30 protein-coding genes and 1 pseudogene are annotated in these 25,907 nt (G+C 42.4%); 21 read left to right on the forward strand and 10 right to left on the reverse strand.

Annotated elements, in window-relative coordinates; all coding sequences use genetic code 11:
* Positions 1-31 precede the first annotated feature (31 nt).
* A complete protein-coding gene (locus tag NSQ20_RS05145; RefSeq protein WP_340032009.1) occupies positions 32-481 on the reverse strand; it encodes a hypothetical protein in 450 nt (149 codons plus the stop codon).
* Between the two features lie 169 nt (positions 482-650).
* Between NSQ20_RS05145 and NSQ20_RS05150 the strand changes: the two genes are divergently transcribed.
* Entirely contained in the window at positions 651-1,124 is a 474-nt protein-coding gene (locus NSQ20_RS05150; RefSeq protein ID WP_340032010.1) for a DUF4362 domain-containing protein, read from the forward strand.
* 148 nt (positions 1,125-1,272) lie between these two features.
* Here the strand turns inward: NSQ20_RS05150 and NSQ20_RS05155 are convergent, their stop codons facing one another.
* A complete protein-coding gene (locus tag NSQ20_RS05155; protein ID WP_340032011.1) occupies positions 1,273-1,467 on the reverse strand; it encodes a hypothetical protein in 195 nt (64 codons plus the stop codon).
* A gap of 868 nt (positions 1,468-2,335) precedes the next feature.
* Here NSQ20_RS05155 and NSQ20_RS05160 point away from each other — a divergent pair.
* The 6 genes from NSQ20_RS05160 (at position 2,336) to NSQ20_RS05185 (ending at position 9,882) form a co-directional block, all read left to right on the forward strand.
* Positions 2,336-3,274: a DUF4183 domain-containing protein gene (locus NSQ20_RS05160; protein ID WP_340032012.1), complete on the forward strand. Its 939-nt coding sequence runs from the start codon at positions 2,336-2,338 to the stop codon at positions 3,272-3,274.
* A gap of 82 nt (positions 3,275-3,356) precedes the next feature.
* Positions 3,357-3,641 (forward strand): DUF4183 domain-containing protein, encoded by a 285-nt coding sequence (locus NSQ20_RS05165; protein ID WP_036606220.1) that lies wholly within the window; start codon positions 3,357-3,359, stop codon positions 3,639-3,641.
* A 254-nt stretch (positions 3,642-3,895) separates the two neighbouring features.
* On the forward strand, positions 3,896-5,047 hold the full coding sequence (locus NSQ20_RS05170; protein ID WP_340032013.1) for a WXG100 family type VII secretion target: 1,152 nt from the start codon (positions 3,896-3,898) through the stop codon (positions 5,045-5,047).
* 3 nt (positions 5,048-5,050) lie between these two features.
* Positions 5,051-5,524, forward strand: coding sequence for a hypothetical protein (locus NSQ20_RS05175; RefSeq protein ID WP_047841772.1), 474 nt, complete (start codon positions 5,051-5,053; stop codon positions 5,522-5,524).
* 102 nt (positions 5,525-5,626) lie between these two features.
* Entirely contained in the window at positions 5,627-6,289 is a 663-nt protein-coding gene (locus tag NSQ20_RS05180) for a hypothetical protein (protein ID WP_340032014.1), read from the forward strand.
* Positions 6,290-6,744: 455 nt separating this feature from the next.
* On the forward strand, positions 6,745-9,882 hold the full coding sequence (locus tag NSQ20_RS05185) for a DUF3427 domain-containing protein (RefSeq protein WP_340032015.1): 3,138 nt from the start codon (positions 6,745-6,747) through the stop codon (positions 9,880-9,882).
* Positions 9,883-9,976: 94 nt separating this feature from the next.
* On the opposite strand, the gene NSQ20_RS05190 is transcribed toward NSQ20_RS05185, so the two are convergent.
* A complete protein-coding gene (locus tag NSQ20_RS05190) occupies positions 9,977-10,825 on the reverse strand; it encodes a hypothetical protein (RefSeq protein ID WP_100526534.1) in 849 nt (282 codons plus the stop codon).
* A gap of 264 nt (positions 10,826-11,089) precedes the next feature.
* On the opposite strand from NSQ20_RS05190, the gene NSQ20_RS05195 reads away from it, so the two are divergent.
* Positions 11,090-11,482, forward strand: coding sequence for a hypothetical protein (locus NSQ20_RS05195; protein ID WP_133120406.1), 393 nt, complete (start codon positions 11,090-11,092; stop codon positions 11,480-11,482).
* A 24-nt stretch (positions 11,483-11,506) separates the two neighbouring features.
* Positions 11,507-12,241, forward strand: coding sequence for a restriction endonuclease (locus tag NSQ20_RS05200; RefSeq protein ID WP_076329400.1), 735 nt, complete (start codon positions 11,507-11,509; stop codon positions 12,239-12,241).
* Positions 12,242-12,321: 80 nt separating this feature from the next.
* Here NSQ20_RS05200 and NSQ20_RS05205 read toward each other — a convergent pair whose 3' ends face one another.
* On the reverse strand, positions 12,322-12,663 hold the full coding sequence (locus tag NSQ20_RS05205) for a helix-turn-helix transcriptional regulator (RefSeq protein ID WP_076253421.1): 342 nt from the start codon (positions 12,661-12,663) through the stop codon (positions 12,322-12,324).
* A 141-nt stretch (positions 12,664-12,804) separates the two neighbouring features.
* Between NSQ20_RS05205 and NSQ20_RS05210 the strand changes: the two genes are divergently transcribed.
* The 9 genes and pseudogenes from NSQ20_RS05210 to NSQ20_RS05250 all read left to right on the forward strand — a co-directional run bounded on the left by NSQ20_RS05210 (position 12,805) and on the right by NSQ20_RS05250 (position 18,241).
* Complete coding sequence (locus NSQ20_RS05210; RefSeq protein WP_100526536.1) at positions 12,805-13,320, forward strand: hypothetical protein; 516 nt, start codon at positions 12,805-12,807, stop codon at positions 13,318-13,320.
* A 145-nt stretch (positions 13,321-13,465) separates the two neighbouring features.
* A complete protein-coding gene (locus NSQ20_RS05215) occupies positions 13,466-13,738 on the forward strand; it encodes a hypothetical protein (protein ID WP_143760349.1) in 273 nt (90 codons plus the stop codon).
* Positions 13,739-13,898: 160 nt separating this feature from the next.
* Positions 13,899-15,014 (forward strand): WXG100 family type VII secretion target, encoded by a 1,116-nt coding sequence (locus NSQ20_RS05220; RefSeq protein ID WP_340032016.1) that lies wholly within the window; start codon positions 13,899-13,901, stop codon positions 15,012-15,014.
* Between the two features lie 12 nt (positions 15,015-15,026).
* The gene (locus NSQ20_RS05225; protein ID WP_047841781.1) at positions 15,027-15,338 is read left to right on the forward strand and encodes a hypothetical protein; all 312 of its coding nucleotides are present in this window, start codon (positions 15,027-15,029) and stop codon (positions 15,336-15,338) included.
* A gap of 200 nt (positions 15,339-15,538) precedes the next feature.
* Complete coding sequence (locus NSQ20_RS05230; RefSeq protein ID WP_133120407.1) at positions 15,539-16,177, forward strand: hypothetical protein; 639 nt, start codon at positions 15,539-15,541, stop codon at positions 16,175-16,177.
* 251 nt (positions 16,178-16,428) lie between these two features.
* Positions 16,429-16,878, forward strand: a complete 450-nt coding sequence (locus NSQ20_RS05235) for a hypothetical protein (protein ID WP_340032017.1) — start codon at positions 16,429-16,431, stop codon at positions 16,876-16,878.
* Between the two features lie 40 nt (positions 16,879-16,918).
* Positions 16,919-17,416 carry a hypothetical protein gene (locus tag NSQ20_RS05240; protein ID WP_100526541.1) on the forward strand — a complete coding sequence of 166 codons (498 nt, stop codon included), beginning with the start codon at positions 16,919-16,921 and terminating at the stop codon, positions 17,414-17,416.
* Between the two features lie 227 nt (positions 17,417-17,643).
* Positions 17,644-17,970, forward strand: a pseudogene (locus NSQ20_RS05245) (nucleoside triphosphate pyrophosphohydrolase).
* The gene (locus tag NSQ20_RS05250) at positions 17,954-18,241 is read left to right on the forward strand and encodes a hypothetical protein (RefSeq protein ID WP_243391245.1); all 288 of its coding nucleotides are present in this window, start codon (positions 17,954-17,956) and stop codon (positions 18,239-18,241) included. Before NSQ20_RS05245 ends, NSQ20_RS05250 begins: the two are co-directional and overlap by 17 nt.
* On the opposite strand, the gene NSQ20_RS05255 is transcribed toward NSQ20_RS05250, so the two are convergent.
* From NSQ20_RS05255 to NSQ20_RS05265, 3 genes are read right to left on the reverse strand one after another with little or no spacing between them, the layout of a single operon-like run.
* The gene (locus tag NSQ20_RS05255; protein ID WP_340032018.1) at positions 18,199-18,969 is read right to left on the reverse strand and encodes a MerR family transcriptional regulator; all 771 of its coding nucleotides are present in this window, start codon (positions 18,967-18,969) and stop codon (positions 18,199-18,201) included. The genes NSQ20_RS05250 and NSQ20_RS05255 overlap by 43 nt on opposite strands.
* A complete protein-coding gene (locus NSQ20_RS05260) occupies positions 18,944-19,870 on the reverse strand; it encodes a DUF2268 domain-containing protein (RefSeq protein WP_340032019.1) in 927 nt (308 codons plus the stop codon). The genes NSQ20_RS05255 and NSQ20_RS05260 overlap by 26 nt, the downstream gene beginning before the upstream one ends.
* Before the next feature lie 59 nt (positions 19,871-19,929).
* The gene (locus NSQ20_RS05265) at positions 19,930-21,186 is read right to left on the reverse strand and encodes an MFS transporter (RefSeq protein WP_340032020.1); all 1,257 of its coding nucleotides are present in this window, start codon (positions 21,184-21,186) and stop codon (positions 19,930-19,932) included.
* A 276-nt stretch (positions 21,187-21,462) separates the two neighbouring features.
* Here NSQ20_RS05265 and NSQ20_RS05270 point away from each other — a divergent pair, with 276 nt between their 5' ends.
* The 3 genes from NSQ20_RS05270 to NSQ20_RS05280 all read left to right on the forward strand — a co-directional run bounded on the left by NSQ20_RS05270 (position 21,463) and on the right by NSQ20_RS05280 (position 23,523).
* On the forward strand, positions 21,463-22,761 hold the full coding sequence (locus NSQ20_RS05270) for a galactokinase family protein (RefSeq protein WP_100526545.1): 1,299 nt from the start codon (positions 21,463-21,465) through the stop codon (positions 22,759-22,761).
* Positions 22,762-22,927: 166 nt separating this feature from the next.
* A complete protein-coding gene (locus NSQ20_RS05275; protein ID WP_100526546.1) occupies positions 22,928-23,209 on the forward strand; it encodes a hypothetical protein in 282 nt (93 codons plus the stop codon).
* Positions 23,210-23,244: 35 nt separating this feature from the next.
* The gene (locus NSQ20_RS05280; protein WP_100526547.1) at positions 23,245-23,523 is read left to right on the forward strand and encodes a hypothetical protein; all 279 of its coding nucleotides are present in this window, start codon (positions 23,245-23,247) and stop codon (positions 23,521-23,523) included.
* A gap of 148 nt (positions 23,524-23,671) precedes the next feature.
* Here NSQ20_RS05280 and NSQ20_RS05285 read toward each other — a convergent pair whose 3' ends face one another.
* From NSQ20_RS05285 to NSQ20_RS05295, 3 genes are all read right to left on the reverse strand, one after another.
* Positions 23,672-23,998 (reverse strand): hypothetical protein, encoded by a 327-nt coding sequence (locus NSQ20_RS05285; protein WP_340032021.1) that lies wholly within the window; start codon positions 23,996-23,998, stop codon positions 23,672-23,674.
* Positions 23,999-24,685: 687 nt separating this feature from the next.
* The gene (locus NSQ20_RS05290) at positions 24,686-25,219 is read right to left on the reverse strand and encodes a hypothetical protein (protein WP_100526550.1); all 534 of its coding nucleotides are present in this window, start codon (positions 25,217-25,219) and stop codon (positions 24,686-24,688) included.
* Between the two features lie 340 nt (positions 25,220-25,559).
* Positions 25,560-25,856, reverse strand: coding sequence for a hypothetical protein (locus NSQ20_RS05295; protein ID WP_243391246.1), 297 nt, complete (start codon positions 25,854-25,856; stop codon positions 25,560-25,562).
* Between the last annotated feature and the right edge of the window lie 51 nt (positions 25,857-25,907).

Consider the following 25,907-nt stretch of genomic DNA (forward strand, 5'->3'; position numbering starts at 1 on the left):
TTTTTCTTGTATGTAGGTGTGAGAGAAAACATCAATGAACCTGCTCTGCTTCAACTGAGAGATCTAAGTGATGACCTATTCTGCTATAAATGTACAACTTAATATCCGTGTCTTGTAATGCAAGCAGGTTGATCGTTTTATCACTATTTCTGTTGATAGATGTTTCCATAGGTTCACTTACTTCATCTACATACATTCTCACATATACCGTGTGGTTGCTGTTGTTTTCAATCGATATGTTGGCATGTGTCCCGTTCGAAGCAACCATTGTGAAGCTGCCGTTGTATGCGGAACGACCTTCATGTTGAGTTGGTGCAATGAGCAGAACAGATGTAGATGTTGGGAAGGAGCGCTCCATTTCAAGGGCAAAACCGGTTGACTGCCGTTCGTTAGTTGAAGCTAGAGTCGCTGTATTGGCCGAATGGGTGGATATGAGTACAGATAGAGCCAGTGCTACACCGAGCATTGTTTTTAATGTCATTAAACTAACCCCCTACTGAATGATAAATCATTAAAATTTTCGTTCCTGTTTATACATTTCTATGATTCTAAACGTTTGGGACAACGAGATAGTTACATATAAATGACAAAATAAGCATAATCATGCAACAAAGGATAAGATTGAAACGTTTCATACATGAGGTGATGGAATGAGAAAAAGTATGCTTATCCTATCGTTAGCTTTAATGCTGTTAACTGCCTGTCAGGCAAATGAACCAACAACGAATCCTTCCGGTATTACGCAAGCTTTTCCAGAAATTATTGAGCCGCATAATCCAGAGCAAGCGGAGCAAAGCGGGGATGTGGTTGTGCTTCATGGAGGCATACGGAACGAAGATAAGTGGAACACATTTATGAAGAATGTGGAGAAAAAACAGCAGGATCAAGTTCGTGTAACGATGTATACCATTGAAGGTGGGCCCATTATCCAGGAATCGATCTATGATGGTACAGCTATTCAATCGACTTACGATAACTCAAGGGATGCCTACGGCTCCAAACAGGGAATGAAGACCGACACTTGCAAAGGGATCGGGACAATGAAGAGTGAGCAGGGACATATTTTTTACGTGTTAACCGGGTGTGAGAAGGAAGAGAACCCCTTTTGGATGCCTAAGTTGTAAATGAGATGTATCCACATGCAAATTTTTAATAAAAACTGTGAAGCCGAGGCTGGCTATGCAGGTTTTTGTTTCTATTTGAAAGGTGAAAAATCGAGATTTTATCTGTACAAAGCATTGACTGTCCACCGCCCTGAATCTCACAACCCAACTACACTTCATGATCTGTATAGGTTGCCTTACGAAGTGTGATGGTAAGCTCATCTACGGTTTTGGTTTGAAGTGGGATGTTTGAATCGGGAAGTGCGGATTCTTCTTTATTAGTTACAGAAAAATAAAGCACAAGTTGAAGTATCAATATGATAAGAGCAATAATGATAGCGATAATGATATTCCTTTTGCTCAATGTGCATCTTCCTTTCAGCGAATAGATTTTTAATGAAGTGAATTTAGTGGTTAATAACCAATTATATCATATTTTGGGTGTTGATATAAATGAAGAGGCTTTTGGTGTTATGTATTTTGATACTTTTAGTGACAGGATGTAGTCAGAACAATAGAGAGAAAGCTATTGATTATCTAACGTAAAATCAAAGAAATGATGCATCACTCATTGTATTTACCGACCGAAATTCGGAGCGGTCATTTATTGTTAAGTTACAGACGCAATTAAATGAAGTGAATAACGAGAATTTGAGGGCAGAAGGCCCAATAACTAACGTAACCTTTTATAATGTTCGTGATGAGAATAAGTTTAATTATGAGAAGATTTTTGGTCTGAAATCATATCCATACATGATCCTGTTCGAGAAAGGCCAGATTACACTGGAGACGCAGGAACCGGAAGAGATCGTTCAGCATTTTAAGAAGAGGTGAGGGTCTACTAAAAAGAAGTTTGATCCCGAGGGATCGTCTGAGTTAAACATACAGTGAGGTCCTACTGGGGAGACAATGAAGCCATGCTGGCAAGACAAAGGACAACTATAGCAGGACTCTTGTCTTTTTTATTGGGCTTCCCTCATAGTTATTCGCACACTCTTCAAATGTGCTAAGGACATAGTATAGGGCATATATACTGTGTGCCTTGGCCTAAGGAGATGACCATTTTGAAATATCTGAACAAGAGGACAGCCACCCTCAACAAATTAAGGCCCAGTCGTTCTACGTCGAAATGCAGAAACAAACACTTGGGAAAGCGAAAGAAATGCCATATTATCCGTAGATCTTATCGGAGAAAACGCTGCGCACTGAAGCGTCCATTAAGATCACAGAAAATGGCCCGTGACAAAAAAGTCATTGCATTACCGAGAGGGGGAGGCAGCAACCCGGTATGTTGTGAGCCCGGCCCCCTGCTCGCTCCGTTGAGACAACATGAATTGGGGACTGTGAGTCTCCCTGGAACGCAAGGTGTGGCAGGTGCCCAAGGCCCCGCAGGCCCTCACGGCGGGCCGGGTCAACAAGGGGTTCCCGGAGCGCAGGGTCCTGTTGGTCCTCACGGTGGGCTGGGTCAACCGGGAGTTCCGGGAGCGCAAGGCCCGGCTGGTCCTCAGGGTGAAACGGGTCAACGGGGAGTTCCCGGAGCGCAAGGCCCCGCAGGCCCTCAAGGTGATTCGGGTCAACCGGGAGTTCCGGGAGCGCAAGGCCCGGCAGGTCCTCAAGGTGAGCCGGGTCAACCGGGAATTCCGGGAGCGCAAGGCCCGGCTGGTCCTCAAGGTGAATCGGGTCAACCCGGAGTTCCCGGGGCGCAAGGTCCGGCTGGTCCTCAAGGTGAACCGGGTCAAGCAGGACTTCCCGGAGCGCAGGGTCCCGCAGGTCCTCAGGGTGAGCCAGGTCAACCGGGAACTCCCGGAGTCCAAGGACCAACGGGTCCCCCAGGTGAGCAAGGTCCGCCGGGCACCGTACCCGGAATTGAAATCATTCCTACGGCAAACCGTTACTTCTATTTTCCGGATACCGATCTGGATTTGTCGGCATCGGTTGTAATTCCTGCCACAGAATTCACAAATGACGATGGCGACAGCATAACCGAATTTGCCGGGGTTGGACTTACTAGTTTCAACAATCTTTATATAAACGGGATTGTCCAACCAGGAAACTCATACAGTGTAAGTGCGGAGAGGTTGTTTTTTTCGTCACAAAACGGTGTGATCTTTGCAGGGACACCTATCACTATCGAGATAATTATAATAACAGCCAATATTATAAATGGTTAAAATTGGATTTAGTTGCTGGTTCCTTTGCCTTCACTACTCCCAAACCTACCACATATACTATGTTAGGTAGGAGGTGAGAAACATGCCACTTGTGACACCATTTCAGAACAGTTTAAGATTTGTTGCAACCATTGGTGATGGGACCGGCACTGGGGCAACGTTTGCCATTGCTGCGACTGCTTTTACAAACGACGCTGGTGTAGCTGCAACCGCATTTCCAGGCACCTACAACTACTACAATCTTTATATTAATGGCCTTATGCAAACAGCAGATACGTCCTCGGCTACGACTACTACAATTACAATTCCAGGTGGAGATGCATTAAATGATGGAACTCCAATTGTTGTACAATTTGTAGTGTCTTAAAGAAGATTTAATCCTACTGTATCGTTATCTTGTGCGACTTCTATCTGTGATAGAAGTCGTTCTTTTTGTACAAGATACCCAGTCGACTCAACGGCATTCATCATGCATTAATGTGCAAAAATAGTTACCCAAGGATGTAGCCCAACTACCGGATAACCTCTGAGGAAATGATCCTTCCGTTTGATTCCAATCCTCCTTCTCACTTGTTAAAATTTAGGTACATAAACTACGGTCAGGTTGGCGGTGAATAGGAAATGCAGCGAATTGAGGTACATCCCGATCTATTGGAGGAAAAGGCCCGGTTGGTCCAACAGAAGAAACAGGAACTGGAGCGAATGGTCGGGGAACTGGAGAAATCGATCTATATGTTGCAGTCCGATTGGTCTGGTGTGACAGGAGAGCGATTCTTTTGGGATTTTATGCAGGTGAAAGAAGTGTTCCCGACTACACTCGGGCTGTTGGACGAAATCCAGAAAGAGTTAACGTTTATCGCCATGAACTTTAGAACAACGGACGGCTCAGGTGAGGTCGCGCTGTACATTCCAGAAGAGCTGAAGCGCAATTTCGCTGTAGGGCTGCTTGATAAATCAGTAGGAGAAACAATAACGGGAATGGGGCAGACGGCAGAAGCTTTCTTCGATAACCCGTTCAGTACAATAGGCAGTGTGGCATATGCCATGACAGTGGGCAAAGTTGTAGACGTTGGGCGAGGTATTCAGTTTGCATGGGATACCGCTTGGGGTACAGGAACAGCGAGGTCAGATATAGAGCAATTTGTAGAAGAGCAGAAGAAACAGATCGATAAGAGTGGTGCAGGGTATTACGGTGGAGCGATGACTGGGCAGGCTTTGGCGTATGTTTTGTTTGGCAAAGCTTTACGTTCGAAGGACGACATTGGGTCGGGCGGAGGAAAGCCGGAGTCGGAGAAGGGGAAAGGCGGGACAGGTAATAGAGATATGACTGAGCCTACCCTACCCTCGGGAAGCAAACCAACGGGAAATTATGGAGTAGGTGATTCTCATGGGATAAAGAAACAAAATGAAACTGCTGACTTCTTAGCTGAACAAGGTTATGAAATCAAAATGTTAGACGAAATAAATGGCGGAAATGGCTATGGAATCAAGGCAACTTCTAATCCTGACTTTTTAATTCACGGTAAGGTTTTTGACTGTTACTCGCCTAAGGAAGATGCAAACGTAGATAATATTCTTCGAAACATAGCAACGAAAACTAAAACGCAAGCGGAAAGAATCGTTGTTAACCTAGATGAGTTTCCCACTGAAAAAGTTAGTGAACTTAGTCAAGGAATTATCAGAAAAGCAAATCCAACCGGAGATTTGAAAAATCTGAAAGAGATTTTATTCGTTAAGGATGGTAACATAACACGGGTGTTTGGGGAGGATTAATAGATGGACTATGAAATATTTTTACAAAGTAAGCTCGATCGTAATTCTTTGGGGAAACTGATCGAGCAATATGTCACTGAATCGGTTGTTGAGAAAGCTTCATTCCAAAGTAATGCAGAGGAAATAGTAATTGGCAGTAGATTTTTTACGTTGCATCTTGAAATTGAGGATATTTCTGATATCACTTTTGTTCGACAGCATTATAACTTAGATGTGAATGTATGCATTAGAACTCAATTGTTTGGCAGTACTTTTTCTGAAGGTATAGAGCATATTTTCAGCATTATTAGTAAGCTAATAAAACATACTGAGGGAAATCTTTTATTCCTAGAAGATGGTTCTACTCAACTACTTAGAATGGAGAATGGTCTGTTGGTGGTTAATAATCGGTTGGATGAATATCAAACTAAATACCTAACTCCAAGCCTTCTTCTTTTACTTGACCGTCCTTATATTGAAAAGGAATTATCAAGTTAAAAAAAGCAGCAGGTAATGAAATAATGATACTACTCAAAGGCACTTCTACCAGGCAAACGTAGAGGTGCTTCTTACTATAAAATCCTAGGAGAACGGTTCGCTATGATACTAAAAAAACGAACTTTAATAATCGGATGCTGCATTGGCTTTGTATTTTTACTTGTTCTAACCTATAGTCTATATAAAGAAAAAAGAATGTATGAACAGTACCTAACGATGAATGTACGACAAGATATGGTTGATATGAAAAGTGCGATTATAAATAATGATATTTTGTTTGAGCGAATACTTAAGAATGTGAAAATAACAAACGAGATGGTTGAGGATGGAGAACAAGCCAGCCAGCTCTATTACAACTTTACAGATATGACGCAGATTATTAATAAATATAACATGATGAATCTAACTTTCAGTGAAGAAGCCAATTGGCTGGTAAAACCCGCATCTTTATTCACAAACGATCTAGGTCAAGATGATGTAATGCCACCTACACTTCACCGCATACGAATGACATTCGAGAGACTGGACATAACCAGTTATCCTGTAACACCCGAACTTAAAGCCAGGATCGAGGAGTATCAGCAGTTAAACCAGCGATGGCTGAACATTGTTGGGGATTTTGAATCCAAGGAAACTAACGAGAATGATTGGCCCAAAGTCTTGAATGATCTGGAGAAAGAGAGCCGAAATTATTTTCAAGAGAATAATGTAGATTTCGTTGATGATGATGTTTGGAGAGACGCATTCAATCCAAGGTACGAATGATACTTATGAGTATGCTTGATGACTAATAAATTTAAGAGGTTCTACGGTATGAAAGGAGATGAGGAGTATATCCATCCTAGAAATAATTAATGAATTTGCAGTGATTCTTTTACTCATTGGTACCTTCTTTTACTTTCTAGAGCTACGTAAAATCAAAAGGCAAAGGAAATTAACGGTTATAGAATACATCATGTATGTCACGATTCAAGTTGGGTACTTACTTTGGGCAGGAAGCAGTTTGATAATGTTAATTTCATAATAGCTCACACTAAAAGTGGAGTACTCCTGCCGTTCAGAGGCGATAGAGAGTGCTCCTTTCTCTTATATACAAACAACTAATGAATTTTTTCCCATGCTGGACGATAATAGAGTAGAGACCATATTTACCAATACCAAGCATGTAATGAAATCACCTACATATACACAACCATCCTACACCCACACGAGGTACATTCATGAAACAAGGCATATATGAACAGCTTATCAACACAATCACGAGGCAGGAGATTTCGGAGCTGGACCCGGATGTGTATCACATTGGCACCGAGAAGTTGGATGCAGAGGAAGCGCGCAAGCTGCTGTCCACGTATTTGGCGGCGGTAACCCGGCGAGCGCTCAAGATTGTGCGGGAACAGACGGAAGATAAAACGGCAGTATTGGCGCAGATTCGAACGTGTAATGAGATTATTGCTACCTTGAAAGGTACGCTGGGGGAAGAAGAGTACAATGAATTGCAACTGGATGAGCAGGGGGAAGTGTTGACCCATGTGTATTCCAAGCTGAACAGCATTCGTGCGGTCCGGGATACCAAGATCGTTCGTCCAGATACACCGATCTCCCAAAGCTCTTTGTTCACAGGTGCAAAGTCCGAACCGAGTATGTTATTAGAGTTGCAAAAGGAGATCGTGACAGCCGATCGGATCGATTGGCTGGTATCGTTTATCAAATTCAGCGGGCTCCGCCTTCTGCTGGAACAGCTTCAACAGTTCACGGCTAGTGGCGGGAAGCTGCGGATTATCACGACCACCTATATGGAGGCGACCGACCTGAAGGCCATCACTGAACTTAGCAAATTACCTAACACGGAGATTCAGATTTCGTATGATACCAAAGTGACTCGGCTGCACGCCAAAACGTACATTTTCCACCGTGATACTGGCTTCACTACTGCCTATGTCGGCTCCTCTAACCTATCCAACCCAGCGCTGACCAGTGGTATGGAGTGGAACCTCAAGGTGACGGAGAAGGATTCACTCGACGTGCTGCGCAAGATTGAAGCGACCTTCGAGAGTTACTGGAATGACCGTGAATTCACGCGATATGTAGCTGAGGATGAAGGGCATGAGGCACAGTTGAAGGCGGCTCTGAATCGTAAAAAAGATCAGTCCAACCACTTTCACCTCGACATCCAGCCTTACGATTATCAAAAAGAAGTGCTGAAACAGCTGGACGCCGAGCGTACGCTGTATGGACGAACCCGCAACCTGATCGTCGCCGCCACAGGCGTTGGCAAAACAGTCATCTCTGCCTTCGACTACAAGCGATTCCGGGCAAGCCATGCGGGAGCTAAGCTTCTTTTTGTCGCCCATCGGGAAGAAATCTTGAAGCAAAGTCGGGACACGTTCCGGTATATCCTGAAGGATATGAACTTTGGTGAGCTGCATGTCGGGAATTACCGAGCAGAGGCGCTGGATCACTTGTTTGTTAGTATTCAGAGTCTTAACTCCATGAAGCTGACGGAGATCACCAGCCCAGACTATTACGATTACATCATTGTGGATGAATTCCATCATGCGGCTGCTCCTTCATACCAGAAGCTGTTGTCCCATTACGAATCGAAGATTTTGCTGGGACTTACTGCGACACCGGAACGGATGGATGGCAAAGACATTACCGCCTACTTCGATCATACGATTGCCGCCGAGATCCGTCTGACCGATGCGATTGATCGGAAGTTACTGAGTCCTTTTCAATATTTTGGCGTCACCGATACTGTCGATCTATCTCAGGTGAAGTGGTCGCGTAAAGGCTACGATCTGAACGAGCTGGAAAAGCTCTACACTCATAACAAAATCCGTGCCAACCAGATCATCCAAAGTCTGAACAAATACGTAACCGATCTGGACGAGGTGAAGGGACTTGGTTTCTGCGTAGGGGTGGATCATGCGATGTATATGGCAAAAATATTTAACGAAGTCGGCATTCCATCCATAGCCCTGCATGGCGGGTCGAGCGAACAGGAACGTCATTCTGCGAAAGGACAGCTGGTGAACGGGGAACTGCGCATGATCTTTGTCGTGGATCTGTACAATGAGGGCGTGGATATCCCTGAGGTGAACACCATTCTGTTCCTGCGTCCTACCGAAAGTCTGACCGTATTCCTGCAACAGTTGGGACGTGGACTACGGATGGCGGAAGGCAAAGAGTGCCTGACCGTGCTCGACTTCATCGGACAAGCGCATCAGGAGTACAGGTTCCAGGATAAATTCCGCGCCCTGATCGGCGCTACCAAACATTCCATCTCGTACTACGTCGAGAATGGCTTCTCGAACCTACCTCGTGGGACGTTCATTCAATTGGAAAAACAAGCGAAGGAATACGTCATGCGCAACCTCAAGCAGATGAGTCGTAATCGCAGAGCGTTGATCCAGAAGCTTCAAACCTTCCAACAAGACACTGGACTGCCACTGACCTTGGCTCATTTTGTAGAGCATCACGGGATGACACTATATGAATTGTATGGTGGACGCACGGGCAAAAGGTATTTCCGTGGCATGTTGGCCGAAGCCGGATTAACAGCACCTATAGAAGATGAACACGAAGAGTACATCCGCAGATTGCCATCTGTGTTAACGATCAACTCCCGAAGCTGGCTGACGTTCCTGATCGACTTTGTTGAAAAAGGCAAAGAAGCAACCACCGCCGATGAACGGCGCATGTTGATCATGTTCTATTACACCTTCCATCGGGCTGCGCCCGAGAAGCTAGGACTGAGCAGCATCGAAGAGGGTGTGCAGCGTGTGCTTTCTTCTGAGGCATTCCGAGCAGAGCTTGTGGATATTTTCAAATATAATCTGGCTCATCTACGATTTGTGGATAAAAGAAATTCGTTTCCGTACACTTGTCCACTGGATATCCACTGTATGTACTCAATAGACCAAGTGCTTGCCGCCTTTGGCTACTGGAACGCTGAGCAATCACCCGCCTTCCGTGAAGGCGTGAAGTATTTTGCCAATGAGCAGACTGATATTTTCTTCATTACGTTGAACAAATCGGACAAAGACTTCTCACCCTCCACGCTGTATGAGGACTATGCGATCAACGAGCGTCTCTTCCATTGGCAGACTCAGAGCCGGGTGTCCGAGCATACGGCTACAGCGCAGCGATATATTCATCATCGAGAGACGGGCAACCGGATCGTGCTGTTCGTGCGGGAGTATAAGGAGGAGCATGGCTATACGTCTCCGTTTGTGTTTCTGGGCGAAGCCGATTATGTGAGTCATGAGGGGAACAAACCGATGAGCTTCGTATGGCGACTGCGGGAAGAGATGTCTGCGAAGATGGTGACAGTGGCGAATAAGTGTATTGTGTGAGTTATATGTAATAACAAAAGACACAACAGAAACTCCTCAAATCCAGAGAGAGTGTTGTGTCTTTCAAACGAGAGTTAGATAAAAGCCGTTATTATTATTTGAATTGAGGCCCTTCATACCCATTGTTATCTGATCCAGAGGGCCCAGCATGTATGCCTTCTTCAATTGTCGCTGGAACCTTGTCTTTACTAGTAGCTGATTCTTGACTTTCTGGTTTGTTTTTTGTCCAAACTTCATCGCCTAGAGCAGGGGACTGCCACCAATAAAAATCACGGTACACTAGATCTGTTGTCAAATATAATAACGTTGAATGATTACTTTCATCATTAATGGTCAGTTCATATTGAGAAACTCCAATGCCATCAGAATCATTAAGCGCTGTGATCCATTGCTCAATTTTAGGAACAAGACTGTTTACCTCTGAGATTTCCGTTGTAAGCACAATCGAGGCGAACTTTCCACCTAGCTCGTTATCCGTAACTTTCGCCGATTCCACAGTTACACCGTTTGCCTTCAGTTCACTATATATAGCGTTCTGGACTGATTCAGAATCGAGCTTACCCACAATCTTAGATGAGAAGTCTGGTATTCGGGTAATGTCATTAGAAACACCATTGTATATATTCTGACCATTTTTGCCTGTGATCGTGAGATCAACATTTTGGATTTGTGAGGTTCCATTAACACCACTTCTTACTTCATTTCGGATTTTTCGGATGGCTTTAATATCCTCTATGGTTGCTTCTCCAGAAGTAGAAGTTGATTTTGTTTCCAATTTTAAATTTTTCTCTTGGGTGGTGATTTTAGAAATAACCACTCCTTCCTTAATAAGCTGATCTTGGATTAGTTGGGTAGGACTTTCAGCAGAAATAGAGTTCATGTAAAATGCTCCGCTTAGGACGATAACTGCTGCTGCGACAAGAAACCACTTTTTATTTCTCATTATCATTATCCTCCTTATAAAAGATTAAGTTTAAGGTCCATAGACTCGGAAATTTGCATTATTGGTCTTACTGACCGAATAAGGGCTACCAGCGGTTGGGGCTGTATCATTTACAGTCCAAACTCCACTTGAATTTTTATAAGATACACTTGTAAATCTAAACGGCCCCATCTGTGTATTTGTTGCATGACTTTCTGCGTTAGCTTGAACATTGTTATAGGTACCTAGGTTCCAACTACCCTTATCATAACCAGCAATATATCCGTGCCATTTACTATCGTAGAGTGGACCACATATCATAACAGCAGATTCGGCTTCAGTATTAGTTATCCTGGTGATTGGATAGCAGGAGAGGAATCAGATAATGGAGATGGTAAGCAGCTATATGTGGGCAACCCGGATATTGATATTCGAGTATATGGCAGTCATGTTTTCGAAGGTATAGAAGATTCAGTATCAGAATCGATGAAATATCAAAGTTTAAAACTCGATAGCGGAGTAAAGGCAGATATGTGGGTTGGTTATGAGGATGGAATGGTTTTACTGGAGTTATCCTGGATGTCTGATGATGAAATTGAATACACCTACTACGTTAAAGTATCAAAAGATTTTTTTAATGAAAATGAAAAACTATACTTCGTATTGCTAAAAGTATGAAAGCTATCTAAGGAGATTAAGTGAATGAATGAAATTATATGGCTCGTTATTGGTGTTGTTACATTATCAGTTGTTGCTGGACTGTTACAGCCTTCTAAAAAGAAAAAAAGAAGAAAGTCTCAACCACGGAAGAAACAGACTACCAAAAAATCTGCGAATACTGGATTTAATCGTTCCTCCTCTACGTGCAGATCTGACGAAATAATTCTAACTTTACCATTAGATAAAATGACGGGAGCAGAGTTCGAGCGGCTATTGACACTTTATTTTAGAGACAATGGCTATACGGTAAAAGAAGTTGGTGTTGGAGGTAGGGATGGTGGAGTAGATTTGGTTATCACTGATAAGCGTGGCGAAAAAACAGCGGTTCAGGCAAAATGCTATGCTGATCATAATAAGGTGCAAGTAATGACTGTTCGTGAGCTGGTAGGTGCGAAAAGGAATCATGACTGTATTTTGTCTCTGATCGTGACGACATCTGATCTTACGGGTCCAGCAAGAAAAGAAGCAGATCAATTCAAAGTGGATTATTGGCACGGTGGTTTAGTAGACAGCAAGCTACGCAGTTGGGGGAAATGGACGCCTTCCAATAGAAAAGTAAAAACTACTACGACCAAGAAAGAGCAATCTTTATCTAAAACCGTATCTAATATCAAGTGCAGTTGTGGTGCTGCAATGGTTAAACGTAAGAATAAAGCTGGGGCGGAATTTTGGGGATGTAGTAGCTACCCTACTTGTAGAAAAACGAAAGCTATCTGAGTGACCTTAATAAAATGACGGAGAAACAAAGGCAAAGCAGCTTGTAAGCTGCCTTGCCTTTGTTATTTTTATGTTCAAGATCACTTTAAGATTTCACGTATCACATTTTTGGTTAGTTGAATACTGTCAGGGGAGGCATCTCTTAACATTTCTAAAATCTCCTGTATAACTACTTCTGACTCTGTGAAATGAAAATCCTCGTCTACATAAGCAAAAAGCTGTATTAAGTTTACTTCAAGTGACTCAGCGATTTTAGCCAGATTCACCAAAGAAACATTCTTTTCTCCACGTTCAATCTGTCCTATGTATGAAAAATGAAATCCACCTTTTTCTCCGAGGGATTCCTGTGAATAGCCTCTTTCTTTGCGTAGTGCGCGAATTCTAGCTCCGACCAGCTTCAAAACTTCTCTGTCCTCGTTCATGGTATTCACCTCTCTATGTTCAAAAGTGTAGACAAGTTTCCTCAAGGTAAACACCAAACGAAGAATATAAATAATTTATTTGATTACTATATGTATCAATTTATTGTATAATACTGGTATTAACTCTTTGGAGGGATGACAATGGCAAGAAATTGGTCCATAACCGGAGCACATTGTAATCACCAAGTAGATTTTACCCCACGTTTGCAAGACCATGATATCTCCACACAACCTAGGTCCAAACACATTCCTGCTTACCACATGCTATGTACCACAATAACGGCCTATCACCAACATGCTAAGTATCATCTCAGACTTGCCGTCATCATGCGTAATCACAATCAGCTTAAAGCCTGTCTAATTCTATGTGATTGGGCTCTAGCCTCCATGATTAAGGCGCTTTATATCCATAAGTATCATTCAGTTCATCCACCCAAAGAACTCACCATGAATGAAATCTTGCCTTTAGTGCATACGGAGACTGAACCCGGACTAGATATTGCCTTGTTCATCGGCACGATGCAACATATGTCATCTTTGGAGGATTGTCCACACGATCAACCACTAAAACTAAACAACATCGAAAGTCTTATTCAACGAACGAAAGAGATATTGGATGATCTATCTGCACGTTTGATGAAGGATTCATCCGAGTAAGATGTTTTTTTAATTGATCATTTGGGTTAAATGTTTGATTTATCTATGTTACGCTTACAAGATGATATCATCCAAATAAAGGATATATGATGCAGAGAATACAAAGGATGCTCTTTGCTTTGCGTCTGGAAAGTAGGTGTACATTTTGAAAAGAGTGATTGCTATCGCGTTTTTTATATTATCTATATTGGAATTGGTTACATTAATCCTAATTGGTAAAAGCATGATGACTGGATACATGGAACCGAGTACGTTTAGAGGGATAATTTCATTCCCACTAGGCGCTACGTACCTCTCGATCTGGATGTTCTTTTCACGGCAAGAGTTTACCGGAGGACGAGTCGCGGCACAGATCAGTTTTACAGCGGCATTGTTAACGGCGTGCCCGTTGGTGTGTTTGTTAATTATTTTCTATTAAATCAAGAGATTAAGAAGATTTCCTTTGAATTAGGACCTATGAAGTACGTTGTTGGAAATATTGTTATGGTGAGAAAGGAAATATTAGGATGTTAGAAGGATGTATATACATCAAGCTTCTGCTAACATGGTAAAATCCTATTTCAAACGCGGAGAATGATATGAGTACAATTAAGGTGACACCAGAGCAACTGTTGTATGTATCCAGACAGATCGAGCAGGGTAGGCAGCAGTTGGAGGGTATACGTAATGACCTGACCGCACGGATCGGATTCATCCAGTCTCAGTGGGCGGGAGCAACGCAGGAACGATTTTTCTATGATTTTCAGCAGTCACGTCCAGTATTGGACCGAGCACTGGAAAGTATGGTTAAGTCATCCCAAGATCTGTTCGCGATTGCCGAGAGATTCGAACAAGCAGATCAGGAACAGGTGAGCTTGGGAGCCGTTGCTGGACAGATTGCTGTCCATACAATGATGAACCATAATATAAGTAACACAGAAGAACAACGACGAATGGTATATAACCCTTTGTTTGGAGTTAACATGCCTGCCAGTGAAGCAGAGGATGGGATGCCAGGGCAAAAGGAGTTTGTTAAGTATTGGGAACAGGGTGGTACCTATGAGGAAATGAGGGCTGGGCCTAAGCAACCGGTGTCTAGTGGGGGAGATATATATGATGAACAGATCAGCGCATTTAAGGAAGGTCATCATCCCGTAACTGGAGAATCCATACCAGCATGGCAAGCAGCAGTTTCTATAGGAGGTCTACAGACTGCTAAGCTCGTATTGGCTTTTACTGGAATGTATAATAGGGGTTATAAGGTTCCGAAAGAAGGATTAGGATTCCCAAAAGGTATGATCGGTGGAAGAATTACAGTAAGTAATGAGAGAATTCACCATGCTTCACTTGGAGATTTTAATTCTAAAAATAGATTGATCAATGGTGGTCACGGTCAAGATAATATTAATTACTTACTTAAAAATAAGATCGCATTTAACATTACTAAAGAATATGAAAACGGTGTACGAGTTGGTAATATACCTAATCACAAAAATAAAGCAAAGCGAAGTGGAGAGGGCCAAGCATGGTTCCCTAAGGAATGGACATCGGAAGATATCAAAAAGTCAGGTGAGCATGTAGCAAATCTGCCTGAGAATAGAGTTAAGGGTGACGGTGAATGGATGTTTGGAAACTATAATAACGTTAGAGTAGGAGTGTTCAAGAACGATGGACAGATCGGAACGATTACTCCAGATAACTCAAGACAACCGTGAGGAGAGTAAAACTTGGTAGACTACAGTGAAAAAGTTATCTCATTAGTAAAGAAGAGAAAAGATTTACACCCCGACGATCCAGCTATTCAAACGATATGGAATGAGATGGTAGACATTCTAAAAGAGAATGAGCAGAGCGCCATATCATTTCTAAATCAATGCGGAGAAGAAAATTTATATTGGCTGAGTGAGATATTTGAAGATCTATCTTCTGAATTCCAAAGTCCAGCATTTATAGATTGTCTCATTCAACTGCAAAAGAAGTATCCTGATCTGGATATGGAGCAGGATATAGAATATGCGATTCAATCCATTGAAGAATAATGTTAAAAACATAAGCCTATTTCAACTCCTATACGGAGTAGTCATGGGCTATTTTTATCTCCTCAATCCAATCGACTACTTTACAAAATCACCCCATCCCTTCAGTTGAAAGTATCCAAGCCCAAGAAGCTTAGGGCAGACGAAGATGATTTGTATTGGATCATAGATATAGATGGTGACTTTAACATAATTGGAGTGAGATGATGAGAGTTCAGCTTAAAGATACATTAGCATTACAAACCAATTTATCATTTGATCAAAAATATATCGTATTTGAAATAGAGTCTGCTCCTTCAGGAGATACGTATTACAGGATTGAAAATGATGCTATGCGGGTTGTTCCTTATGATTCGTCACTATTTAATGTAGTTTCAGATAAGTTAAATGGTGACTGGACTATCTTAGATAAGCCTAATCAATCATCAGCCAGATTGCCAAGAGAGATTGCATACATGACATTTTGGGAAGAGTTTTACAATGATGAACCCAAGGCTCTACGGGCGTTTAATCAATCTAAGGCTAGATTATATCTTGAAGAGTTAGATGATACCGAAATCAAAGATATTCTGGAGAGTAACAACGAGGAAGAGATTTACTTTGTCTTAAATACGTTAATCAGGACGAAGTGTGACACGTTTACGAACGAAATGATCCAGTTTGCCAAAAAGAGGCTGGAAGAAAATCGTTATCCAGAGGATAATATATTATTGGCTACATTCCAATATTTGAGTTTGTTTCAAGAAGAACATATCAATGAATTCTTTGTATACTACTTGACCAACATCGAACTTGGAAATGATGAATTAACAGAGATCGTGAGTAATTACTTTGCCTCATAACAGATATGGTGAGTGGATATGGGGCAAACCTTAGAGAATATCATCTTTGATTTTAAGAAAAAACAACTTTCTGAGAGGGTTACTTTTTCAGATGTAACAGGAAATTTTTTTATTGTTGACCATGATGGAGAATACAATTGTGCAGGCAGGTATGCAAGAATAAGATCATTGAAAGTATCAGGAAAACATAGTTTTCAACAAATGAATAAACGGACTCTCAAGTGGGTGGCATGGTGTCAAAAAGTATTTATATGAAGAACAAAGAAGAGGTGCTTGCACCGGAACTTATGGCGTATACCTTGGCCAAATTAGGTTCGTATGAATGGAATAGAACAGAGATGTATAATCCGAATCGGATATATGAGAAACCTGCGGGTTTTTATTTTAGATTCCATAACGCTGATCAGCTTTACGAGCAATTAAAGCATTGTATTCAGCACTTTAAGGGCAACCTTGAGTGGACGATTTATGTAAGTCCGTTAACCAAAAACCAAAATTACGTTATTGAGCCGGCGGATGTGCACCATGCTAAACAAACTGAGGCATATCAGGTGAATTTGGAACTTGAGGAAGTGCTTCAAGATTCATATAAAGAAATCTGTGAGCAAGCCATTCAGGACATTCCATTGTTATGTAATCATATTGAGCAATGGTTTGAGTTGGAACATAAGCAACTACATCCGCCTACAATACCGAATTAATGTGATATGAAGAATTACCTGATGTAAGAGGGTTTGTATTGTGGAAAGTTTAGAAATCATTTTAATTGATTTTAACAAAAATAATCTGGATCAATTCATTAAGAATGACTTGAACATTCCGGCGGATTGGATCAAAAGTTCTCACTTTTATGATAACCGTAGTGAAAACGATATTGAATTTCAGCAAATAGAGAGCCTTGAAGAGGTTCTTTCTCCTAAGGGAACGGGGAATATATTATTGTCTCATCTTAATCTGGGTCATACCTTTAACGATGTGATGATTGTATTTTCATTTGATGAGGAATCTGGAGATATTGTAATTAATTTTCCTGAAGAGGAATTGTTCAGCGGAGAAAATTCAGAGACAACGTTAAAAGCTCAGAAGTTAATAGAGTATATTCTTGATATTAAGAACAAGTATGCAATTGAGAAAGTTAGAATTGGTTATGAACCAGCTATGGATGATGACACTTGCTTGGTCGAGATTGATAAAGAAATGATGGATACGTATATTATTGTCTCAAAACTGTTGGCTTAGAATCCTTCTGAACCAGAGTTTGATGCAGAAAAATAGACATTAATAATGGCAGAAAGCCCATTTCAACTCGAATACGAGTTGAAATGGGCTATTTCTATCTCCTCATTCCAGTCCAATTGCTTTGTAAAATCAACCCATCCCTCCCAATAGCAAGTGGTATGATGGCAAAAAGGGAGATTCTGGCGCGAGGCTCGAAGGCTCTCACAGCAGAAAGGATGTTATGCCACATGCCTACATATAACAAATTGGTGCGGGACAAGATTCCGCATATTATCACATCCAGCGGTAAGGAATGCCGCACACGCATTCTGGACCCATAGGAGTATAAGCAAGAGTTAAGAACGAAGCTGCAAGAAGAATCGGATGAGTATGTAAAAGCAGCAAGCGATCAGGAAGCGCTGGAAGAATTGGCAGACATGCTCGAAGTGATTCGGGCGCTGGCGGAGGTGCATGGTGCGAATGCGGGGCAGCTGGATAAGCTACGGGCAGACAAAGCCGAGGCGCGCGGTGGATTCCAGGAACGGGTGTATCTGATCGATGTCGACGAAGCTTAACGTTAAACTCATTATAGATAACTTGGCAGACGAACTGATTGCCCGGATGCAGCATGCATCCGGGATCTATATTATGACGTCCTTTATCATGCAGTCCGGGGTGCGGATGCTCGCGGGAGATTATTTGTATATCACTCAGCCGGAAGGACTACGGGCGCTCTGTGAGGTTGATCCACGAATTGAGACACGTTTGTGGCGAAGTATGGGTACTTCTTTTCACCCGAAAGCTTATCTGTTCGATGCCGATTGTATAAAAAACATAATCGCTTGATACAAAAACCTCAAAAAATCCTCATCGCCAAACTGATCAAAATAACCCGCGTAGCGACGATCCATCGTATAGGCTTCAGCAATACACCTCAGAATCTCAATATCACAGACCATAAACTGCTCCAGACAACTCTTCCATTTACGCACTAATGCTTGTACCTCACGAGAAGCAGGGGACCGATCCTGATGCTTCGCCAATTCCCGAAATACTTGCTCCATGTTGACCGAGAACTGCTGGTAGGCTTTTTCTTGCTCTTCCGCAGACAGCTCGCTCACATTAGCTTCGAATTCCTGATATTTCTCGGTATCTCCGTAGATGAACTTCGCTTCGGATTCATATTGCTCTTGAATGGACAGGATGGAAGAGTTGTCAAACAGATGAAGATGAGAGATATCCGTCCCATCCACATACTCGTCCAACTGGTCGATGATGGTTTCGAGCTTTTGTGTGCGTTGAACGAGTGTACTGCGATGCTCTCTTAGAATATCTTTCTGTTCATCTTTGGAGAGCTGCATCATGGCCGCAATGTCTTTCAATGAGAAATTCATTTCTTTGAACAACAGAATCATCTGCAGATTCCCCAGTGCCTCTTGATCGTAATACCGATAGCCATTGTCTTCGACTTTGCTCGGTTTTAATAGATCTGTTTTATCATAATAATGTAATGCACGTTTGGTGATGCCAGTGATCTGAATGATATCTTTAACGGTGAAATAGGGTGTCTTCATTCCAAAAATCCTTTGTTTCAGCAAGAATGACACTTGCCGGAGTGATGGTTGCTTCGGTGATCGGTGTACCTGTTTTGTTCAGATAATATTTAATTAAGTGATAACCGCAAGAATAGCCAGCCGCATAGGGCATACCTACGGGCGTGAAGTTTTGCATGATGGCAAGTTCATCGCCGTATAGATACGGATTAATTTGGTCAAAACCGGTGACATACAGCTGATCTTTTATCTTTGGTTTAATTACTTTATTCAAAGTATCCATATCCGTCTTAGCTACCCAGGGGCCTAGCAACTCTTCTCCATACAGGGATGTCGCAAAGCTCTCGGCCAATCCCTCACTAACAACCATTTCCCCAAGCGTAATCTGTGGATTCCACTGGATATATTGATACCTTACGTTATGATTGCATTCATGGGCTAACACGGATTGCATACGAGGTAGAGTATACCTATTGGGGATCAGGTTCGCAATAATATAACCCGGGATTCCACCATCTCCGCTGATGCCTTCGTTCATGGTGAGTGAAGGACTGTTCTTGTCGCCTAATAAAATCGTATATAGGTATTCGGAGACCGATAGCTCAATCCCGTGATCTGTAAAGGTGGATAGACTTGTACAAACAGCTTCATGACACTGTTGCCAAAATGCTTCAGACGAAATCGTTGCTAACGATTCGTTAATCTCAGGTGTGATATCTGCTGGAGCGATATTCATAAAGTTATTCATCATAATCACGTCGAAGCCGTGAGGCTCTTGAGAGCGAAACGGGATCTGTTGAATGTTCCATTTGTTCATGAATGGACTCATCATTCGCTCGCGGTATAACTCCAATTTCTCATCGGGTGCAGCCTGGATGATCTCCTCATAGATTTGATCTGAACGTAACGCGGTAATCTTCATCCTTAATCTCTCCTTCATGTAAGCTTGAGATCATTATCAAGTATGACCTAACGTAACAGTCAAGCGTTGATGTCACGCTGCTGGCTCTCTGAATGATTCTGCATCTTCATTGCGTATATCAGAGCAGACAGGATATAGATCAGGCTTAACAAGAGATAAGGGAGTTGAAGCGAGAATACGCGATCGAAAGTCGTTTCACTAACCCGCACCAATAATCCGCCGAGAAGCGTACCGATGGCACTAATTCCAAAGGACAAAAAGCGAAACACACTTCCGACCCGGCCGAGCATCTCATTAGGAACGGAACGTTGCAGGATGGAGGAACGGGTAACATTGTAGACAATAATGAAAAATGCAGCACAGAAGTACAGTCCACCTACCATATAAGCATTCGTGGTTAACCCCACCACACCGTAGATGATTCCCATGCACAAAATGGAGGAGATAATCAATTGTTTTGTACTCCATCTCTTACGCATATAAGCCACAGCCTGGCTCCCTACAATGCTGCCGATTGTTGCAATGGAGATGAGAATACCGAATGCAAAAGCATCCAACTGAAGCACATCGCGTACAAAAAAGATCTGAGTAGCCAGAATGATCGAATACATCAGCGTAATGGTGACAGACAGAATGGCTAGTCCGCGGAGAAAACGATCATGATAGACATATTGAATACCGGACCACATCTCGCGTTTCCAATTCTTCATCGGGCGAACTTCCTTCTTGGTTTTTTCCGTATCCCCTGGATAGAAGTTTCCCTTCAAACTGATTAAAAAGAGCAGAGCAATAACAGCTGTTACGGCGTCTATGGCAAAAGGGAAAACAATATGCAGGGTTATAATGAACCCTCCCAGAGCAACGCCCAGAATATCACTTGTGATTAACTGTCCGGCGGTGAACTGCCCATTCGCTTTCTCCAACTTACTCTCATCTACCAGTTGTGGGATGACCGTCTGCACTGTGCTGTCGAATACAACTCGGCTCAGGCCAATACCAAACATGAACAGAGCCAGAATCGGAATGCTCACCCATCCCCCCCAGATACATAACGTTAGGACAAGCAGAAGGATCATTCGCGTAAAGCCTGCGCCAATCAGCATATGTTTGCGTGAGTATCGGTCGATGAGGACACCCACGGGTAGACTGAAGAGAAGCCAGGGTAAACGAAGTGCCGTCATGGTGACAGAGGCATACAGCGTATCGCTTGTAAGGGTTGATATAAGCCAAGGAACTGCAGCAAGCGTAAGTCCATCACCCAAAAATGTAAGAGAAAATGCGCCAAATAACTTGGTATAATTCGACTTGATTTTCATCGTTCCCTCCACCAATAAGATGTAAAGCATAGCAAATTTAAGATTGGAAGATAATGTGTTTTCACTTAAACCAAATTTAAGTTATTCTAAAATGGTTTTCAATCCTATTTTTACATTAAATAACTTCACAAAACGCTTACAAACTTTCAATTCTACCCTACCTTTTCCGCTACGAAGCTGAGATAATGGGAGAGGAATAAGGCATGAAACAGACACAACAACCATGTTCACCAACAGTCTAAAAATAAAAGCTGCATATCCATAGGAGGATTATTAATGACGACAAAACCATTGAATCTGATCCAATCCACGGAGGGCCAAGCGTTGCTTGCCCAAATGTATGGACAATCACAAGTAGAAGAACAGACTGCACGTTACACGAAGCTGAACGCAACGTTCGAAGAGTACTTTGGCGCGCAAGAAGGAAGCAAGTTGTTCAGCGCAGCAGGACGTAGCGAGATCGGCGGCAATCACACAGATCATAACCATGGTAAAGTCCTGGCGGGCAGCATTACGCTGGATACACTTGCGGTGGCTGCGCCAACGGCAGAATCGGTTATTACTTTTTATTCGGAAGGCTACGACAAGAAATATGTAATCGATCTCACGGATCTCACGCCAAATACGGAAGACGATGGCACAACAGCATTGATTCGCGGTATGGCTGCGGGATTCGGAGAGTTTGGACACCAGGTTGGCGGCTTCCAAGCGTACATCTCCAGTAACGTATTCTCGGCATCAGGACTCAGTTCATCGGCGTCATTTGAGATGCTGATCTGTACGATTTTGAATCACTTCTATAATGATGGAGCACTGGATGTTGTCACCTTGGCCAAAATCGGTCAGTATGCGGAGAATCACTATTGGAACAAACCTTCCGGTCTGCTGGATCAGATGGCTTGTGCGTACGGCGGACTGATTGCCATTGATTTTGAGAATCCTGCACAGCCGGTTATCGAGCCTGTTCAATGGGATTTCCAACAGAACGGTTACTCATTGGTCATTGTGAATACAGGTGGTAACCACGCCGATCTGACGGAAGATTACGCTGCTGTGCCATATGAGATGAGAGCGGTTGCTCAGGCGCTGGGTAGTGAGTATGTTCGGGAAATTACAGCTGACGCAATCTACGCCAACCTCAAGAAGGTTCGTGAAGCTGCTGGGGATCGTGCCGTGCTACGTGCGCTTCATTTCCTGGAGGAAAACAATCGTGTCGATGGTCAAGTTCAAGCGTTGCGGGATGGACGTTTTGCTGATTTCTTGAAACTGATTACGGCGTCCGGTAACTCATCATGGAAGTGGTTGCAGAATGTATATCAGAGTGGTGCTGTGAAGGAACAGGAGATTGGCATCGCGCTGGCACTGACCGAGAATTATCTGCAAAACCTGGGTGATGGCGCTTGTCGTATTCATGGTGGTGGATTCGCAGGGGTTATTCTGACGATCCTTCCGAACGAAAAAGTAGAAGAGTATATGTCCTGGATGCACGACATGCTGGAAACGCCGATTATCGTCGTTAATGTGCGCGCACAGGGTGCAGTATGCCTGAATACATTGATTGCTAACGCGAGCTAAATAGCACTCAGTTAAATAGTTCTAACATGATTCTACGAAGTCTGGGCTATGCCCGGGCTTTTTGGATTGTCCATTTTTTGAAAAAACCTCAAACTTTGAAGGTCTGTAATGTGTTATTTAAGTAGTGGCTATATCTCAATAATGTTCTTATGGGAGGAAGGGTCAGATGAGTACACCTACAGTGGCTGGTCAGGAAGAGGCTCAATTATACGAGGAGTTGCGGCGTGCGATCGATGAATTCGAAGAGGGCGAGCAGCGGCAAATAGTTCTGAGTCGGCTGGTCAGACGGCTCAGGTTTGCCAAGTGGCGCAAAGATCGGATGCGCAAAGTTGATACATACTGCCAAAGGATCAAACCCGTGACACTTTGGATCATCTTAGCCACAGGTGCACTTGCACCAGTCCTGTTATTTAGCATGTTCATCTGGGTATCTCTATGGGTAGAGTAGTGGACAGCTAGAGAGATAAGGAGGATGGACCCCGTATGTTATTTATTGTGTTTTTTATTGCGATCGTATTTGGTGCTTTGTTGATTTTTCGGATGGATGAGGAGCGAAGGGTAAAAGCCGGAGCGCTGACAGTGGTCGTATTCAGTATTCTGCTGTGTATGCTACTTATATTCCAATTGGTGAGTCACGGAGGTGACTCGTTCACCTATTTGGGGTTTTTCAACATGACGTATGGAGCTGCGAACGTATGGATTCACATCTTTATTGTGATGACGCTGGCGGCGTTACTGACGTATCTGGGTGCGAGTGAGTAGCAGAGAGGTGAGGTTAGACAGTGAGGGGGGGAGGAATACTCGTCACTGTCTAACCTTTTGCATATAACGAAGTACAACTGATCTGACCCAAGAGCCATGCATCTCTACAAGGCTCTTGGGTACTATCAATTCTTTTAGGCTCATACATCTACTTAAGAGGTTTGATGTCATCAGGTGCTGAGCCTGTTTTGACTTCATAAGTATCATAATCCACCATTGCAAATATTTCTTGAGTTTTATTCCCTTTTACGTACCCCGTTAGTGATACCGTATGAGACAAGTCAGATGGAATGAATTTGTGGCCTGTAAACTCAACATCAATTCCATAGGTTTCTTTAAAATAAGCTAGGTTTGCGATTTCGACTTTTTGTACAATTTCTTTTTGCTCGTTGGACATGCAACCGCAAAATACAGTGATACTTATACTAATCAATATTAATAGGGTTAGAGGTGTACGATATTTTTTATTGAGCACATCTACCACTCCTTGTTGGAACTTATTTGATTTTCTTGTCGAGTAACTCTTTCGGTACAACAGCTGTTTGAACTTCAAATGTATCATAATCAATTAGGATAGTGATTTCGGTTTCCTTATGATCTTTAACATGTCCACTCAAACTAATATTGTGGCTAAGATCTTTCGGCATAAATTTATGATCAATGAATTCCACTTTAGTATTATAGTGATTAATGAAGTATTGATGACCCACTTGAGTGGCTTCTTCAATAATCTTGTCTTGATTCGTTATAGAGTTACATCCTCCCAATATAAGGGATAAGATTATAAGTATAAAAGATACAGATTGAATATTTTTAAAAATAATCTTTAACCTCCTATATATGTTAACTTAGCACATTATAATATACTTTAACTTTTTAGATCAGTAAACAGAGAAGAGTTTTTATGGATACCTATATAACTGATAAAACATATAAGGAAATTTCGGAACTGCCCTATCTTAATTTGTATGAAGGAGAGAAGATTTCGTAATCGCTGATCAGCAACGACTGATACAACAGGAACAGAAGATACGTACGATTCATGGAAGGTTGCAGTAGGATACAGTAATTGTCTAAATCTGCTCATAAGTAAAGAGTCAGATAGGAAGTGATCCTCCTACCTAACTCTTTACTTTCCTTGGGTAAGCAGTGCTATAACTGATTAGTGTATATCAGTAGTATTCCTGTTCAATGTTTGAATTTTCTCTTGAATATACTGGTGGTAATCGCGGAAGCTGCTGATGTGATGCAAGGAATCAGAATTCTCGGACTGAATCTTAATTTTACCGTCCTGAGGCAGATTTTTCATCTCAGCAATGACGGATTTGGAACCTTGGATATCACCGGACATGTCCTGGATTCGCTGTAATAATGCCGGATGTCCTTCATGTTGGAGCATTTCGGCGAGCGGTCTCATTTCCTCCAACTTTTGGCTCGACCGTTCAAGTGTGGTCATTACTTTGTCTCCATCTGTACTTGCACTAAGCGAAACCATTCGGTGAATATGGTCTTTCTCCATACGTTCAAGCGCCTCAAGATGGGAAGCTTCCAGTCGTTTGGGATCGCTCCAACTCTCCGACCGAACGGTGTCATTCTGTTGCTGGGAAGCATTGTTCGCAGTGCCATTACCACAGCCCCATAACAGAGATGAGCAGGTTAACACGGCTCCAACGGCGATGATACTTTTTAACCTCATGCTGTCACTCCTTCGATAATTTTCCTGAAGGTAGTATGAGCTATAATATCCAAAATCATGCTTCTTCTCTTCATTTCTGTCCCATAATTAAGCATATCACTGATTTTATCTGGTAAAAATGGCCTAGAAGGATTCATTATTATTTGCTATTTAAACTCATATTACAGACTTTCTACTTATTTTTGCAGGCATGTGTTTTCGGGTGTGTAGATATTGATTTATAATAAATGGATATAAATACAGGTAAATTGTTACAAATAAACTACGTCTAACAACTGCAAAAAAAGAGACCTGGACGTTTTCTCCAGGTCATTCCTAATGAAACATTAACATTGGTATATTACTTTGCTGTTTTTTCTGGGGAAGAAGGTACTTCCTTTTTTGGATTTCGACTATCGATAAACCAGCCTGGTCCTTGTACACTGATAACCTCCTGTGAGTCGTAGTTATAGGAAACTGTGATACGTTCATCCTCATGTCCCGTTATATGACCGTATAGATATAGACGTGAATGAATGGAAGGATCATCAATATCGTGACTCGTTACAATAAAGTCCGCATTATAGTATTTCTTTATGTACTGAACACTTATTGGTGTAGCTGTTTCTACAATACTTTGCTTCTCTGAGGTAGACATACTTGAACATCCTCCTAATAAGAATAGAAAAATAAGTACGGTCAGAGCTAT

Origin of the sequence: Paenibacillus sp. FSL K6-1122 (genome assembly GCF_037977015.1) — a bacterium.
In the GTDB taxonomy this organism is placed as follows: domain Bacteria; phylum Bacillota; class Bacilli; order Paenibacillales; family Paenibacillaceae; genus Paenibacillus; species Paenibacillus amylolyticus.

Bases quoted from the DNA above. Each gene is read 5' to 3' on its own strand.
- NSQ20_RS05150 (WP_340032010.1), top strand. From the start codon at position 651: ATGAGAAAAAGTATGCTTATCCTATCGTTAGCTTTAATGCTGTTAACT.
- NSQ20_RS05295 (WP_243391246.1), bottom strand. From the start codon at position 25,856: ATGTCTACCTCAGAGAAGCAAAGTATTGTAGAAACAGCTACACCAATA.
- NSQ20_RS05280 (WP_100526547.1), top strand. From the start codon at position 23,245: ATGTTATTTATTGTGTTTTTTATTGCGATCGTATTTGGTGCTTTGTTG.
- NSQ20_RS05275 (WP_100526546.1), top strand. From the start codon at position 22,928: ATGAGTACACCTACAGTGGCTGGTCAGGAAGAGGCTCAATTATACGAG.
- NSQ20_RS05200 (WP_076329400.1), top strand. From the start codon at position 11,507: ATGAATGAAATTATATGGCTCGTTATTGGTGTTGTTACATTATCAGTT.
- NSQ20_RS05165 (WP_036606220.1), top strand. From the start codon at position 3,357: ATGCCACTTGTGACACCATTTCAGAACAGTTTAAGATTTGTTGCAACC.
- NSQ20_RS05175 (WP_047841772.1), top strand. From the start codon at position 5,051: ATGGACTATGAAATATTTTTACAAAGTAAGCTCGATCGTAATTCTTTG.
- NSQ20_RS05250 (WP_243391245.1), top strand. From the start codon at position 17,954: ATGTCGACGAAGCTTAACGTTAAACTCATTATAGATAACTTGGCAGAC.
- NSQ20_RS05210 (WP_100526536.1), top strand. From the start codon at position 12,805: ATGGCAAGAAATTGGTCCATAACCGGAGCACATTGTAATCACCAAGTA.
- NSQ20_RS05230 (WP_133120407.1), top strand. From the start codon at position 15,539: ATGATGAGAGTTCAGCTTAAAGATACATTAGCATTACAAACCAATTTA.
- NSQ20_RS05205 (WP_076253421.1), bottom strand. From the start codon at position 12,663: ATGAACGAGGACAGAGAAGTTTTGAAGCTGGTCGGAGCTAGAATTCGC.
- NSQ20_RS05265 (WP_340032020.1), bottom strand. From the start codon at position 21,186: ATGAAAATCAAGTCGAATTATACCAAGTTATTTGGCGCATTTTCTCTT.
- NSQ20_RS05260 (WP_340032019.1), bottom strand. From the start codon at position 19,870: ATGAAGATTACCGCGTTACGTTCAGATCAAATCTATGAGGAGATCATC.
- NSQ20_RS05270 (WP_100526545.1), top strand. From the start codon at position 21,463: ATGACGACAAAACCATTGAATCTGATCCAATCCACGGAGGGCCAAGCG.
- NSQ20_RS05170 (WP_340032013.1), top strand. From the start codon at position 3,896: ATGCAGCGAATTGAGGTACATCCCGATCTATTGGAGGAAAAGGCCCGG.
- NSQ20_RS05185 (WP_340032015.1), top strand. From the start codon at position 6,745: ATGAAACAAGGCATATATGAACAGCTTATCAACACAATCACGAGGCAG.
- NSQ20_RS05235 (WP_340032017.1), top strand. From the start codon at position 16,429: ATGAAGAACAAAGAAGAGGTGCTTGCACCGGAACTTATGGCGTATACC.
- NSQ20_RS05290 (WP_100526550.1), bottom strand. From the start codon at position 25,219: ATGAGGTTAAAAAGTATCATCGCCGTTGGAGCCGTGTTAACCTGCTCA.
- NSQ20_RS05220 (WP_340032016.1), top strand. From the start codon at position 13,899: ATGAGTACAATTAAGGTGACACCAGAGCAACTGTTGTATGTATCCAGA.
- NSQ20_RS05160 (WP_340032012.1), top strand. From the start codon at position 2,336: ATGGCCCGTGACAAAAAAGTCATTGCATTACCGAGAGGGGGAGGCAGC.
- NSQ20_RS05190 (WP_100526534.1), bottom strand. From the start codon at position 10,825: ATGAGAAATAAAAAGTGGTTTCTTGTCGCAGCAGCAGTTATCGTCCTA.
- NSQ20_RS05255 (WP_340032018.1), bottom strand. From the start codon at position 18,969: ATGAAGACACCCTATTTCACCGTTAAAGATATCATTCAGATCACTGGC.
- NSQ20_RS05145 (WP_340032009.1), bottom strand. From the start codon at position 481: ATGACATTAAAAACAATGCTCGGTGTAGCACTGGCTCTATCTGTACTC.
- NSQ20_RS05180 (WP_340032014.1), top strand. From the start codon at position 5,627: ATGATACTAAAAAAACGAACTTTAATAATCGGATGCTGCATTGGCTTT.